This is a genomic window from Shewanella sp. SM69 (genome assembly GCF_025653985.1).
In the GTDB taxonomy this organism is placed as follows: domain Bacteria; phylum Pseudomonadota; class Gammaproteobacteria; order Enterobacterales; family Shewanellaceae; genus Shewanella; species Shewanella oncorhynchi.
The window spans coordinates 210,048-225,154 of record NZ_JAKKRV010000001.1 but is presented as its reverse complement, the minus strand read 5'-3'; the positions used below and the strand labels follow the sequence as shown (position 1 = coordinate 225,154).

Here is a 15,107-nt window from a genome sequence, read left to right as displayed (position 1 = left end):
GAGATAATTGCCCTCGATTCTGGGCAATATTTTAGCACCGAATCCTTCGCTAAAATCATTCACACAGAGCTAACCCACACTCGCCTCTGCCACGTTCGGCTGAGCTAACGCCGTAACCGCTAAGTCAGACTAGACACTAACCGCAGGTTCATCCCAAGGGTGAGCATTTGCTTCTGTTCCCGCTGTAAATCCTTCATAAACAGGCTGATTTTTCGCTTGTGGCTCGGTAGCACTAGCATGAGTCCATCGGGGATCACTTTAATATGATCTAAGGTCAGCGTCTTAGCGATACGGCCAAGGTTGAGTAAGACAGCGAGCCTCAGCAGGCAGAGCAGGCGATTCAACGTGAGCTTATGGTTGGGCTCAAGTTCGGCGAGCATTAATTCGTTGGGCTTTTTTCTGTGATTGGTGATAAGCCGCGCTAAATCCAGCTGCAAGGCTTCACTAAACCCGGGTAAGTCACTGTTGCTGATGATATAACCACCGTGTTTGTGCAGGGACTTTGAATTAATGTGTAGCCCGATTTCATGTAAGGTTGCGCCATAGGCGAGCAAGCGTGCATGGGGCCTTAATTGCCATTCATCGGCGACCTGTTCAAACAAGGCCATGGCGGTGTCGCGTACCTTAGCGGCGTGGGCCATATCGATATGATAAAGCTGGGCAATACTGTCGACGGTGCGGTGGCGAATATCCTGATACTGACCAATCTTGGCCAGTTCATAGAGTACGCCTTCACGCAGTGCTCCTGGGCTAAACTCGAGCTTTTGTATCGGTAAGCGCCTAAAAAAGCTGATTAAAATGGCAAGTCCGGCGGGCACTAAAGGAATGCGTTTATCATCGACATTGGCAAATTGAATTTGGCTAATATGGCCACATTTGATCAACTTGATTTTGAGCTGTTTTAGTCGTGGCAGCGTGATAGTTTCATCGCCGTGTTCTTCTTGAATCGCTTCGCAGATGGCTTTCACTGTGCCTGAGCTGCCTAACGTCAGCTCCCAGCCGCCCGCGAAATATTCCTTGGAGAGCGAGGCGAACTGTTTGTCGGCCGCGCTTTGAGCATCACGAAATGAGGCTGGGGTGATGAGCCCATCAATAAAGAAACGCTCATTGAAACTCACACAACCGCAGCGCAGGCTAGATAACTGAGTTGGGGTATTTTTCTGGCCGATCACAACTTCGGTAGAACCGCCACCGATATCGATGACTAAATTACTTTTCCCTAGCACTTGGCTTTGGGCAATACCGTTATAAATCAAACGCGCTTCTTCATGGCCCGAAATGACCTCCACCGGATAGGGCATGATGGCGAGTGCAGCCTCGATAAACTGATCGCGGTTTTTGGCAATTCTCAGAGTGTGGGTGGCGACTAATCGCACTTGCGCTTGGTCGAGATTGGAAAATCTTTGGTTAAAATCCCGTAGGCAATTGAGCCCACGTTCTATGGCGTCATTGTCGAGAATATTTTGCGCATTGAGCCCAGTGGCGAGCTGAACCTGTTGTTTTTCTTTATGTAAAATCTGCAAACTGCCATCTTGCTCGCGGGCAATGACCAGATGAAAACTGTTCGACCCCATATCGATGGCGACAAAGTGGCGCGATTTAGAGTTTGCGAGTACATTGCTGGGCGTAGCGTGTGACTGTGTGTGCGAATATGTGGTTACCAATCGGATTATCCTTAGGCAATCAAAGCGATATAAAGCCAGCGATTAGCTGGCTTTGGCCCGTAACTCAGGTGTTATGTCAGGCTGAGTTTTCACTTCTCGCTCAGCGTCACCCTCATGGGTGGACATACGTAAGGCATTAAATTCTTGCAGTTGGCGCTTCTCATAATTAATCAGATATTGATAAATGGCAATTTGAGAACGCACTTTTCGTTTGTTACCGCGATTCCGATAAGGATTACTTTGTTCCTTGTTGATGACACGTGCTTTAGTGTTGTCATTGAACTGTAAGGATAAAATATCCATTATCATCTGTTTTAGGCGCAGATCATAAATCGGCACACTCACTTCGACGCGATTATCTATGTTGCGGCTCATCCAGTCGGCGGAGCAGATAAAGAGTTTGTTCTCTCCACCCGCGTGGAACAGCATCACCCGCGAGTGTTCGAGGAATCGGTCGACGATACTATAGACTTCGATGTTGTCGCTGATCCCCGGAATTTGCGGGATAAGCGAACACATGCCGCGAATAAGTAACTTGATTTTGACCCCAGCGGCTGAAGCCTCATAGAGTTTTTGGACCAAGGATTCATCGAGTAAGTTATTTAATTTTAAGGTAATCGCCGCCTTCATATGGCTCTGGGCATTAACGATTTCATTATCAATTAAGTGACTCAGTTTTTGTCTGGCATCGTAGGGCGACACGATTAAATGCTGGAAGTTATCGCGGCGATACGGATGTTCAATCAAGTCAAACACTTGCTCCACTTCACGGGCAATCTCTTGATTGGCGGTGAACAGCGACAAGTCAGTGTAGACCCGCGCTGTGCCTTCGTTAAAGTTGCCAGAGCCAACGTGACAATAGAGTTTGATTTCACCTTGTTCTTCGCGGCCAATCAAGCACAACTTGGAATGCACTTTTAAACTGGTGATACCGTGGTGAACTTTGACGCCCGCTTCGGCCAAGATGCGGGTCCATTCGATGTTGGATTGCTCATCGAATCTGGCTCTGAGTTCAATGACTGCGGTGACTTGTTTGCCGTTTTTCACTGCATCGATAAGCGATTGCATCACATGGGATTTTTTCGCGACTCGATATAAGTTAATTCGAATAAAGCGCACCGCCGGATCGTAGGCCGCTTGGCGCACCATTTCGGTAAAGTGGGAAAACTTATGGTACGGATAATTGAGCATGATATCGCCCATCCGAATCGCATCGAAACTGTTGGCACTGCGGCCAAAACCTGCACTATTGAGCGCCGGTAGTTTTTCGTTTTCGAGGTAGTCGCGGCTCGGGTTGGGGAAGGCGATAAAGTCTTTAAAGCTGTGGTAACGCCCGCCTGGGATCAAACATTCAGTCGAGCTGATGTTCAGGTTTTCTTTGAGCATAACTAACATGTGTTCAGGCATTTCTTTGTCGTACACTAAGCGTACAGGCTCGGCGGTAAGACGTTTTTTCAATCCCTTGGTCATTTTCTCAAGCTGGGTTTGTTCAAGCTCGTCGGTGATATCAAAATCGGCATCGCGGGTTAACTTCATCGAATACACTTCGATAGCATCGTACTCGAAGAAGGGACCAAAGAGTTCATCTACGCAGTGGCGAATAATGTTATCTAATAAAATCAGATATTTTTTCGCTTTACTCTTTTCGGCTGGGAGTTCGATAAACCGCGGTACATTTTTAGTCGGCACTTCGACTAAGGCATATTGGCGGCGAGCTTTGGTGAACAAACACACACACAAATAGGTGGCGTCGTCGTTGATTTGCTTGATCAGATCGCGATTATTATTGACCATAAGCGGCGCGATATGGCGTTTGAAATGATCTCTAAAATGCTTTTTCAGCCAGTCGCTGTGGAACTCGCTTAATTGTTTCTCATTGATTAACAAAATATTACGACGTACAAGTTCGCGCATTAAATCCGTGTAGATGCCATCGAACCTTTCTTGCAATGCCATCACTTTCGATTGGATCTTGGCCATTAAATGGCGGCTATTACTGCGACCTTCCTGCAGGGATGACAGCAAAATGGAGCGTCTGACCGCAGCCACACGCACCCTAAAAAACTCATCCATGTTATTGGAAAATATCCCTAAAAAGCGCACTCGCTCCACTAAGGGAACATTGTGATCGCAGGCTTCTTGCAATACCCGCTCATTAAAAGACAACCAAGAGAGTTCTTTATCAATCGAAAGTTTATCGGTATTCGGGGACACTGCACAGCTCCTTTAAGCAAGCGTCATGGCGCAATATACAATAGCATTCATCCGCCGTTGTGCAATCAGATTTACTGCCGACAAGTGAAGGAATTTCAATGATAAATATTGCGTACACGCCAAAATCAGTCTGGGATTTATCTGGGATAAAGATACGAGGGAAATATGTCAACTTGATGACGAGTGTGACAGAAATATGACCTTATGATGATCATCTTGGATTGAGCTTAAACTCTGTTCGCGTCACTGCGATTTAAGCCTTGAGAAACTGTGCAAGCGTGGCTTACTGGAGAATAAATCCGTCAGTGTTAACTCCTTGGGCATTATCGCAAACTATGTTATCTTGCTCGGCTTTTTTATCGCGGGAGTATAAAGGTATGTTTGTTGGATTTGATTATGGTAGTGCTAACTGCGCCGTAGGGATCATGCTGGATGATGGTGTGCAGTTATTGGCGTTATCAGAGCAATCAGCTTATTTGCCTTCGACCTTATACGCGATGGACAGGGAACTGATCGCCGAGGCGGTTTATCGTGGCCTTCCCACTGAATTAAAAGCCGATTACGCCAAAAAGCGCGCCGCGCAATTGAGTCGCGCCCGTATGGTGCGCCATGAGTTAGATCTCGATGCCGATGTTCAGGCTGTATTTGTTGGCGAGCAGGCGGTGAGCGCGTATTTAGAGATGCCGGAGGAGGGATTCTATGTCCGTTCGCCAAAATCTTTTTTAGGCGCGACAGGGCTTAGACCCGAACAAGTGGCCCTGTTTGAAGATATTGTTACCTTGATGATGCAGCATATTAAAGTGCGCGCCGAATCTGTGTTAGTTGAAAAAGACCTTGTTAAACAGGGTAGCACTGCGATGATCACCCATGCGATTATTGGTCGTCCGGTGAACTTTCAAGGCATAGGCGGTGAAGAGAGTAACCGTCAGGCCGAAGCCATTTTGACCTTAGCGGCAAAACGCGCGGGTTTCATCGACGTTGATTTTCTGTTCGAGCCGTTAGCGGCGGGGATGGATTATGAAGCGACCTTGACCGACAACAAAACGGTATTGGTCGTTGACGTAGGCGGCGGTACAACGGACTGCTCTGTGGTAAAAATGGGACCCGCCCATAAACAAAAAGCGGATCGCAGTGAAGATTTCCTCGGTCACAGCGGCCAGCGGATCGGCGGTAACGATCTTGATATCGCCCTTGCAATGAATGCCTTTATGCCGCACTTTGGTTTAGGTTCCTTGATGATCAATGGCAAACCTATGCCCAGTAAAACATTTTGGAATGCGGTCGCAGTGAATGATATTAGCGCCCAGCGAGAATTCAGTACCTTAAGTAGCCGTAAATTGATTGATGAATTGGTTAAAGAAGCCGAGCAGCCACAGTTACTGAAGCGATTGTTAAAGGTGCAACAGCAGCAGTTAAGCTATCAACTGGTTCGCCAAGCCGAGCGTGCGAAAATTGCACTGTCAGATACCGATAATACTGATGTTAATCTGGATTTTATCGAAGCGGCGCTGCACGCGGGTGTGAGTCGTGAATTGTTTGAAAATGCCATTGAGCCGTCGCTGACGAAAGTGGAAGCCCTGATGCACCAAGCGCTCACGCAAGCTGCAAAAACTTTGGCTGCAACAAATGTCGCGGTAAACCGCTCAGCAACAGAGGATTTATCCGCTGAAGCAGAGTGTAAACCCGATGTGATTTACGTGACGGGTGGTACGGCACGAAGCCCTGCGATTTATGCGAAAATCGCTGGTATTTATCCCGATATTCCGGTCGTGGTCGGCGATCACTTTGGCTCTGTGACAGCCGGATTAACCCGCTGGGCACAAAAGCTATTCGCTACGCATTAATATATAAGCGCTAGCATATCAGCACTAATGTAAAAGGATGTATGAATGAAAACTCTGTTGAAGTGTGCGTTTGCGGCCTCTGTAGGTCTATTGCTTGCGGGTTGTGGTGACGATGTGGGTAAGGTGAGCTTAGGGCTTTTTACCACTAAAGATGTGATTATTGATGCTAAAAATGATCCTAAAATACCTGGGGTGACTTGCCATATCAGTCGTATCGAAGCCAATTTAGATTTTGCCGATCCGTCCGATATGGGGATCAGTTGCCGTCAAACTGGGCCAATTACTGCGGCCGATCTGGCGAAGATAGACATGGGGAAACACGGCGAAGTGATTTTCACTGAGTCCCTGAGTATTTTATTTAAGTCATTAAAAGTGCGTAGAATTTACGATGCGCAAAATCAGACTCTGTTGTATTTGTCCTATTCGACGAAAGAGACCAATGGCAGCCATAAACATGCGCTCTCAACAGTGCCGCTTTATGGCTCTGCGGCTTGGGTCGATTCTGCATTAAGTATTGGAACGAAAGCGAATTAATCACCGTAGGGTTTATGATTTAGCGGTTTATTTGCGATAAGCATAATGATATTGCAATAAAAATTCGTATTTGTGTCAGTATCGATAAGAGAAGGGGCGGAATATTTATTCAGCCCCTTTTTTATATTCTGCTAGCACTTAGCACATTAAATATCGTTACTTAGCTTTGGCCGCCAATACTGCGTTAAAGCGTTCAAACCCAGCACTGAGATCGGCGATTAAATCAGCGGGATCTTCTAAACCAATATGTAAACGGATCAAAGGTTTGCTCGCATCCCATTGAGTCGCCGAGCGGATTTTTTCAATACCGAAAATGCCGAGGATTAAACTCTCGTAGCCGCCCCAAGAAAAGCCCATCTTAAAGTGACTCATATTTTCAACCAGTGCGGTGACCGCATCGCCATCGCCCTGTTTTAAGATAAAGGAGAACAAGCCGTTGGAGGCACTAAAGTCGCGTTTAAAGAATTCGTGCCCAGGGCATGTCTCGAATGCGGGGTGACGCAGATGATCGACTTCTGGCCGGGTTTTCAACCAGTTGGCCACTTGCAGGGCATTTTTTTCATGTTGCGCCATACGCACGCCTAAGGTACGTAGGCCGCGGGCAGCAAGGTACACATCGTCTGGCGATGTGGTTTGTCCCATCAAATAACTGTGTTCACGTAATTGTGGCCAGTATTTTTCGTTGGCCGTGGCCGTGCCTATCATCACATCCGAGTGACCGACGATGTATTTGGTCGCCGCTTGAATTGAGATATCTACACCCATTTCAAAGGGTTTGCTATTGATGGGCGAGGCCCAAGTATTGTCCAGCATAGTGATCAGCCCATGTTCGTGGGCGATGCGGCACAAGGTCGGTACATCTTGCACTTCCATGGTGATGGAGCCCGGAGACTCTAAAAACAGCACCTTAGTATTGGGGCGAATGAGGTCGCGAATGCCTGCGCCAATCAGCGGATCGTAATAGGTGGTTTCGATACCAAAACCGCCGAGAATATGGGTGCACAGATCCCGCGTTGGCTCATACACGCTATCAACCATTAACAGGTGATCGCCCGTTTTTAAAAATGACAGTAGCGCCGCACTGATCGCCGCAGCGCCAGAAGGATACAGCGCCGTACCGACGCCACCTTCTAGTTCGGCAATCGCGGCCTGAAAGGCAAAATGGGTTGGGGTGCCACGGCGGCCATAAAACATCTCGCCATTGGTTTTATTTTTCGCGGCGTGGCGCATTTCATCCATGGTTTCGAAGACGATAGTCGAAGCGCGAAAGACGGGCGGATTGATCACGCCTTTGGTCCATTTTTTGTCTCGACCTAAGCTGACGATTTGGGTGGCTTGATGATGTTTATCTGTCATTGGATCATTACCTTGGCATTTAGGTTGAACGAAGAGGTTGAACAATTTGGGAGAATAATTGGCGTTTCTTATCGATTGTTATGGCGGTCATCTTAGCATCTACCCGCATAAATGACAGGAGGCGCGTGATGAGTTTGGCTCATGTTATTGGCCTCCTGTATTTTAGCTGTTGAGATTATGACGCAGGGCTTAAAAGCTGTAACACGCTTAACTTAAAGCCCGTATGTTCTTAATTTAAAGGTAAGGTAACAAGGATATCTACACCATTATGTTCGCTGCGATTACGGGCAAGGATTTGTCCTTGGTGGAACTCGGCGACCAATCGCGCGATATACAGACCTAAGCCTAGGTGGGGTTTATCTTGGGCTTGATTAATCCGTACCGACACCATGGAATCGAAAATCTGCTCCGACATATCAATGGGCAGTTCAGGCCCTAAGTTACTGATAAGCAGAGTTGCTTGCTTACCCACTTGGGTGAGTGTGACTTCGATAGCACTGTCTTTATGGCAAAACTCAATGGCGTTGGCGATAAGTTTGTCCATTAACTGGGCGATATATTCTGGCACACCTTGCATCATCAGTGGTTGCTCGGGCACTTTCACACTAAAGCCTTGTTCTGGATAGGTCATTTGATAACCTTGCATACAACCGCTGACCACTTGTGAGAGTGGGAACTTAGTGATATCGGCCTGCGTTAAACTCTGCTCTAAGCGTGTTGCCTCGCTCATGTTGTTTAAAATCATGCTTAAGCGGCTGACACCTTCTTGGGCTCGGTCGACATATTTTTGCGTGTCTTTATCTAAGGTCTGCAGGTTTAAATGCTCAAGGGATGAACGCACCACAGCCACGGGCGTACGTAACTCATGGGACAGGCGTGACGACATGTTTTCTAGATAGTGAGTGTACTGACCCAGTCGCCCCACAATGCTAGAGAAGCTACGGGACAGATCGCCAATTTCATCCCGAGCCTTCGACGGTTTGAGGTGATTACGCACACGGCCTTGGCTGTCGATGGCATTTTCGGCTTCATCTCGCAATTTACGAATGCGGTTAGAAATACTCGAGGCGAAGAAGAACAGCGCCAAGGTGCCCATACTCATTATGGTCAAAATCACGTTAAAGAGTTTTTCCAGCGCTCGGTTGCGTAGGGTTCGAATTCCGTGGGTGGTTTCTTCGGCGACGACGGCACCCATCACATTGTTATCAATCCAAATGGGGCTCGCGGCGGCGAGTACCACAGCTTTGTTGTCTGGGGTTAACCGCCAAGTCGAACTTTGCTGACCCGCGAGGGCTTTTTGGATATGACTGCCGTCAAGCTCGGTGGAATCTTGTAAGGAATCAATAAAGTCTTTGGGCGGTTTAGTGAGAATTTTATAGTACAGCGGATGCAGATAATCACGCTTGAAGGTATCCCACAGCGCGGTGCTCTTTTCATCTTCTAAGGTGCGGGTCCATACACTGTCATTCGCGCGAATGTCGCCGGATTTTGCCAGTACGCGACCGTGTTTATCGACCACCCAAATACGTGAGCTATAGTGGCTCATGCCTTTGATAATACTTTCAATTTCCGGTGATGGTACCAGCACTGTGCCGAGATTGTCGACCGTATCTAAGGCCGAGGTGCCGACAACTGCAGCGACATCACGGTATTTGCTGTCGTTGACATCGGCAATGGCAAATCCGAGTTTGCTGCCGACCATGTCTAAGGGAATACGCAGCTCGACATTGTAGCCCACATCTGTCGTCGCCCATTGTCCTTGGATACGTACCTCAGGTGTAACAGGCACCGTTTGCTTAGGATTAGCGGGTAATTCGAAGGCGCTGATCCAGCCGGGTTGAGTCGTGGCAACGATATAGCGTTTGAATTTATTGTCGGGCGCGAGTGTTGCAATCGAGAGATGATCGTTTCTATCGACACTTAGGGCATTTTTACCCCGCAGTACCACTGTTGGATCAATGACTTGAAAAAAAGCATACAGATAACCATCGTATTGTCCGACCATGTGGGTAAAGCTTAAGGTCAGGGGGGCGTTCGGATCGGCACGCATAATTTGGTGCGCCTCACCGTATTGGATAAATCTGTGCTGATATTCCTGCCATTCGTTGAGTTTGCCGTCGAGTAGAATCGCCCCCGCCAGTGGATAGGCGTATAGATCGCGGCTTTTTTCCACTTGCTTTAAAAAACTCGCTTGCCCATCGAACAATTTCGGCCGCTCGTGCAGCGCGGTGGCCAGTGCTTGAGTGGTGCCTTCTAAGGTGCGTTCTTGGCCGTGGCGAAGATACTTTTCCATTTCCCACACATATTGGTACCCCAGCCAAGGTAGGCAGAGCAAGAACAGGCTAAGGCCGATGACTTTAGTGCGTAGACCAAAGGGGAAACGTGTCATAAGTTAAGGATCAGCATTAATGGGTTTAAAAGTTCATTCATCCAAGGTTATCTGGTTCAACGCCGCGCGCTTAAAGGTTTGTTAAGCCATAGATCAGGCCAAGCTGTCCCAGCGATAACCCATACCATAGACAGTATCAATACAATCAAACTCTGGCGCGGTAGCGATAAACTTTTTGCGAATGCGTTTCACATGGGAGGTGATAGTGCTGTCATCGACAAAGATTTTAGCCTCTTGCATTAATTCATGGCGACTGCGTACATGGCCTGGATGTTTGGCTAACGCATGCACCATCCAAAATTCGGTCACGGTAAGTTCGATTGGTAACTGGTTCCAATAGACTTGCATGCGGTTGGCATCAATGGTCAGTGGGCCACGTTCGAGCAGATTTTCCTGCGCCGTTTGGCTGGCCGCAAGTTCAGAGCGTCGAAACAATGCGGCTAGTCGTGCGGTTAAATGGGGAAAACTCACTTCTTTACTCAAGTAATCATCGGCGCCTAAACGCAGGCCACACACAGTATCAAAGTCACTGTCACGGGCGGTTAAAAAGATGATCGGCAGCGTGCTCGACATGGCGCGCAATGACTGACATAGCATAAAGCCGCCGTCAATTTCATTACCTAAGCCGATGTCGATAATGGCTAAATCCGGTAAACGGGTATTAAAGGCTAGCATGGCCGATGGTCTGTCGGCGTAGGTTTGCACGCTGTAACCGTGTTGTTGCAGCACGTCCTTGTAATTCTCGCGAATGGCCGCTTCATCTTCCACTATGGCGATACGCTTCATAGAGCCGTATTCCTATTGACTTGGGGGAGTAAGTTTTCGTGACTATACAGGATTTTACCCGAGAAAAAAGGCCACAAATGCAATTGCCATTTTGTTGCCACAATTGATAGTTGTATTGCCATTTTCCATCCCTGCTCATGCCATTCCACTTGTGTTTAATAGCCCCATTCAGTTTTGTACCCGTTTGACCTGATGTGGTGTTGAGTGGATTGCTTCAGGTACGAGTCCAAGCTCAGCTAATAATCAAAAAGGAATGAGATGATGAAAAAGACACTAATTAATCTATTGGTTTTGAGTTTATTAAGCACACCTGTAGCCAGTGTGTCAGCGCGGGTTTCACTTCAAAACCAAGTGATAGGACAAGACCTCACCCTAGAAAATGATGCCTATTTTAGCGGTATCGCGATGGATGACGAATACGCAAGCGAGGACGAACAACCGGAAGCCTTAATTGGCCTCGGTGGTGGAGCCTTAGTAGGGGCGTTAGTCGGTGGTCCAGTGGGGGCGATTATTGGTGCGTTCACAGGCACCTTAATTGGCAAATCGGTCAGCGATACAGACACACTGCATGTTCAGCAAAGACAGATCCATTTGCAAGAGTCCCAGTTATCCGAGTGGAGTGTAAAACAGCAAGCCGCTGAAAAACGGGCGAGCGAATATACCAAGGCGCAGCAAGAGCTTGATGAGTTGCTGTCAGCACAACGTCAATTGCTCAGTGAACTTGCTTTGGGGCTTAGCGTACAGTTTCGTACCGGTTCCTCTGAGGTTGAATCGCATTTTTTGCCCCAATTAGATGATGTGGCTGAGGTGATGAATTTGTCACCAGAACTCAATCTTGAGCTGAAGGGTTATGCCGACCGCCGTGGTGATGAGAGTTACAACCAAGCCCTTTCTGAGCAGCGTCTACTGGAGGTGCGTGGCTACCTGATTAAGCAAGGCGTCACTGCCGAGCGTATGACCACTCAAGCCTTTGGTGCTTTATCGCCTTTGCAAGCCGACCAAGACAGAGAATCGGATGTGTTCGACCGCCGCGTGACATTAACACTACAGCCTCATTTGGCCTTGACGGCCAGGCATGCTGCTGACTAGCGGTCAATTTAAGTAGTCCATTTTACGTCGTTCATATTAACGACGACCGACATCAGTTCATATTTGTTAATAGAGGAAGCCTTTGTGATGATCACAGGGAAAAGGGTAAAAGAAGTGAGTGAAGCGGTAGCGGTATTGCTGATCAGCGCCGCCGTGTGTTGGGGTTTGCCCTTTGTGGCATTGGCTTCGCCTAATAGTACCGGCACATTGTCTGCGCCACAGAATATGGCTTCGGCATTGGTCGGGCAACATAACACAGAGTCACACATCATTAATTACGATGATATTACGCAGGGGCTGTTGCTTTATCGTCAGCCGAGCGGTGCATGGGTGCCATCTTTGCCGCTTGATACACAAGTGTTGATGCAAGTCTCTGGCTTAAGTAATCGCGTGAGCGTGAAACAGGTTTTTCGCAACAACACTGAATTTGTGTTGAATGGGCAATATTTGTTCCCGCTGCCCAATGAGGCTGCGGTGGATTCGTTGCGATTACATATAGGCCAGAGAGTGATCGAAGGGCAAATTCATCCTAAGGCCGATGCCAAGCAGATTTTTGAGCAAGCGAAAGCTGAAGGCAAACGTGCCAGCTTAGTGAGCCAAGAGCAGCCTAATATGTTCACGACCGAAGTCGCAAACCTAGCACCTCAAGAGGAGCTGATTGTAGAAATAAGCTATCAGGAGACCATTAAATATGAAGATGGTTTGTTTAGTTTACGTTTTCCGCTGGTGGTCGCGCCCCGTTATATTCCGGGATTAACATCGGATTCAAGTGCTAGCGACTCACATGATCCTATGGCACAGGTGCGCCAATCAAGCCGAGTGACAAGTTCGCAGGTGTTTGATGCTGACCGGATTGTGGCACCAGTGCGGGACGGCGCCAGTGGACGCGATCCTGTGCTGAAGGCAGACATTCAAGTCTTACTCGCAAAGGGGGTTGATAAAGCGTCCATTGAGAGTCCTTACCATGACATCAAACTCAAGCAAGACAACAGCGACGCGGTGCAAGACAACAGCGGCGCGGTCGATGTATCGCTGGCGCAACGTGTGCCCGCTAATCGTGATTTTGTGCTGCAATGGCGAGTACAGCAGGGCACGAGCCCAATGGCTTGGGTGTTTAATCAGCAAGGTAAAACCCATAAGCTCGATGACGAAAATCTGTCTCAGGATACACTTGAGACAAATAAAACCAGCGGCGTAAATGATGATAATTACAGTCTCGTCATGGTGTTGCCTCCTAAGGTTGAAAAGAGTACTCAGCCGAGTTTGCCCCGTGAATTAATTTTAGTGATTGATACTTCGGGCTCTATGGCGGGGGATTCTATCGTTCAAGCTAAAAATGCACTGTTATACGCGTTAAAAGGACTGAAGCCGGAGGACAGTTTTAACATTATCGAATTTAACTCCAGTTTGTCTCAGTTCTCAGCAGTGCCATTACCGGCGACCTCGTCGAATTTGTCACGGGCACGTCAGTTTGTGAGCCGTTTACAGGCCGATGGTGGCACTGAAATGGCGTTGGCACTGGATGCTGCCTTGCCAAAATCCTTGGGCAGTGTATCGCTTGATGCAACGCAGCCTTTGCGCCAAGTGATCTTTATGACCGACGGCTCTGTGGGCAATGAACAAGCGTTATTTGATTTGATCCGTTATCAAATAGGTGAAAGCCGACTATTTACTGTCGGTATAGGTTCGGCGCCTAATTCTCACTTTATGCAAAGGGCGGCTGAACTCGGTCGTGGCACTTTTACCTATATTGGCAAAGTGGATGAAGTCGATGAGAAGATCAGCGCCTTACTCAGCAAAATTCAATATCCAGTGTTAACCGATATTCAAGTGCGTTTTGATGATGGCAGTGTGCCCGATTACTGGCCATCACCGATTGCTGATCTGTACCGCGGTGAGCCTGTGCTCGTGAGTCTAAAGCGCAGCGCCCGTGAGCCACAGGAGTTAGTGATTTCAGGACGGCAAGGGCATCAAAACTGGCAACAGTCGCTCTCGCTGCAGGACAACTCCGCAGGATTGATGACCCATCAAGGTGCAGGTTTAGACTTACTGTGGGCGCGTAAACAGATTGGTGCATTGGAGTTGAGTAAAAATGGCGCGAATGATGACAAGGTCAAACAGCAAGTGACGGCCTTATCAATGAATTATCACTTAGTCAGCGCCTATACCAGCTTAGTGGCGGTGGACTTAACCCCAATTGATTCAACTGCAATGAGCCGTGATGCCGTGGTTCGTCAGCACTTGCCCTTAGGTTGGCAACCTTTTGGAGCCTTGCCGCAAACCGCGACGTCAAGCCGTTTGGATATGTTATTAGGTGCGCTGACCTTGCTACTCGCTTTGGTTCTTACAGGATCGATTCTTCGACAAAGACGTGAAGAGAAGTCGGCCTTGGTGGCACTTGCCAGTGAACGATGAGCGACGAGTTAAGCGCGATGAGCAAAAGCAGAACACAGCGATTTTTAGTGGTGGGATTATTTTTAATTGGCGCAACATTGTTAGGAAAGGGACTCTATATGCAAGCTAAAGCACACTTTGCCCAGTATTTGATTGAACAAGCGTGGACTAAAACCTTGGCTGATGGTCAATCCCATAAGCCTTGGTCATGGGCGGATACCTATCCCGTGGCAAAGCTGTCTATTCATCGTGAGCAAGTGGCGGCGAACAACAATATTGAAGCAGAGCTTAATGACAGTTTATATGTTCTTGCGGGGGCTTCTGGGCGAAATTTGGCCTTTGGTCCGAGTCTGGTGTTGTCCAGTGCGCCAGCGGGGCAAAAAGGCAATACTGTGATTGCCGGCCACAGGGACACGCATTTTGCGATACTCAATGGCATGGCGGTGGGGCGTCGATTATCGTTACAAACGCTTAAAGGCAATCACATTATTTATGAAGTGGTGGCGACTCAGGTCGTACATGAAACCGAAACTCAATTTATGGCGCCATCCGATGATAATCGCTTAACGTTAATTACGTGTTATCCCTTCGATTCACTTCAAGGTGGTGCTGAACTGCGGTTTGTGGTGCAGGCGATACCCGTCGAAAATGAGTCGATGGAAACACACGGTACGAATGTATCCGTTTCAATAGGGAGTGGCGTGCAAGGGAATATTGGAACTGTTTCTCGCAGTTTCAAACATTAATCTGAAATCTACTTTAAATCCTTCATGTTGCTTTCAAAAAATGCTCATTTGTTAATCATCTTAGCCTGAAGCTGAATTATCGGCTTCAAGC

Annotated in this window: 10 protein-coding genes; 5 read left to right on the top strand and 5 right to left on the bottom strand. The window is 47.9% G+C overall.

Going from position 1 to position 15,107, the window contains the following annotated elements; genetic code table 11:
• Nucleotides 1–119: 119 nt before the first annotated feature.
• Together ppx and ppk1 are read right to left on the bottom strand one after the other, a co-directional pair.
• A complete protein-coding gene (gene ppx / locus L5M37_RS01060; protein WP_263185174.1) occupies nucleotides 120–1,664 on the bottom strand; it encodes an exopolyphosphatase in 1,545 nt (514 codons plus the stop codon).
• 42 nt (nucleotides 1,665–1,706) lie between these two features.
• Complete coding sequence (ppk1, locus tag L5M37_RS01055; RefSeq protein ID WP_028760273.1) at nucleotides 1,707–3,878, bottom strand: polyphosphate kinase 1; 2,172 nt, start codon at nucleotides 3,876–3,878, stop codon at nucleotides 1,707–1,709.
• Between the two features lie 377 nt (nucleotides 3,879–4,255).
• Between ppk1 and yegD the strand changes: the two genes are divergently transcribed.
• Together yegD and L5M37_RS01045 are read left to right on the top strand one after the other, a co-directional pair.
• Complete coding sequence (yegD, locus tag L5M37_RS01050; RefSeq protein WP_219252722.1) at nucleotides 4,256–5,722, top strand: molecular chaperone; 1,467 nt, start codon at nucleotides 4,256–4,258, stop codon at nucleotides 5,720–5,722.
• Between the two features lie 45 nt (nucleotides 5,723–5,767).
• Nucleotides 5,768–6,256, top strand: a complete 489-nt coding sequence (locus L5M37_RS01045; protein ID WP_263199077.1) for a CreA family protein — start codon at nucleotides 5,768–5,770, stop codon at nucleotides 6,254–6,256.
• A gap of 156 nt (nucleotides 6,257–6,412) precedes the next feature.
• Here L5M37_RS01045 and L5M37_RS01040 read toward each other — a convergent pair whose 3' ends face one another.
• The 3 genes from L5M37_RS01040 to pdsR all read right to left on the bottom strand — a co-directional run bounded on the left by L5M37_RS01040 (nucleotide 6,413) and on the right by pdsR (nucleotide 10,787).
• Entirely contained in the window at nucleotides 6,413–7,612 is a 1,200-nt protein-coding gene (locus L5M37_RS01040; protein ID WP_173496578.1) for a cystathionine beta-lyase, read from the bottom strand.
• 229 nt (nucleotides 7,613–7,841) lie between these two features.
• Nucleotides 7,842–10,001: a proteobacterial dedicated sortase system histidine kinase gene (pdsS, locus tag L5M37_RS01035; RefSeq protein WP_028760269.1), complete on the bottom strand. Its 2,160-nt coding sequence runs from the start codon at nucleotides 9,999–10,001 to the stop codon at nucleotides 7,842–7,844.
• A gap of 93 nt (nucleotides 10,002–10,094) precedes the next feature.
• Entirely contained in the window at nucleotides 10,095–10,787 is a 693-nt protein-coding gene (gene pdsR, locus L5M37_RS01030; RefSeq protein WP_006081337.1) for a proteobacterial dedicated sortase system response regulator, read from the bottom strand.
• Between the two features lie 258 nt (nucleotides 10,788–11,045).
• Between pdsR and pdsO the strand changes: the two genes are divergently transcribed.
• From pdsO to L5M37_RS01015, 3 genes are all read left to right on the top strand, one after another.
• Entirely contained in the window at nucleotides 11,046–11,876 is an 831-nt protein-coding gene (gene pdsO, locus L5M37_RS01025; RefSeq protein WP_263199076.1) for a sortase-associated OmpA-like protein PdsO, read from the top strand.
• 87 nt (nucleotides 11,877–11,963) lie between these two features.
• Nucleotides 11,964–14,291, top strand: coding sequence for a marine proteobacterial sortase target protein (locus tag L5M37_RS01020; protein ID WP_263199074.1), 2,328 nt, complete (start codon nucleotides 11,964–11,966; stop codon nucleotides 14,289–14,291).
• A gap of 17 nt (nucleotides 14,292–14,308) precedes the next feature.
• Entirely contained in the window at nucleotides 14,309–15,016 is a 708-nt protein-coding gene (locus L5M37_RS01015) for a class GN sortase (RefSeq protein WP_219233729.1), read from the top strand.
• Nucleotides 15,017–15,107: the final 91 nt, after the last annotated feature.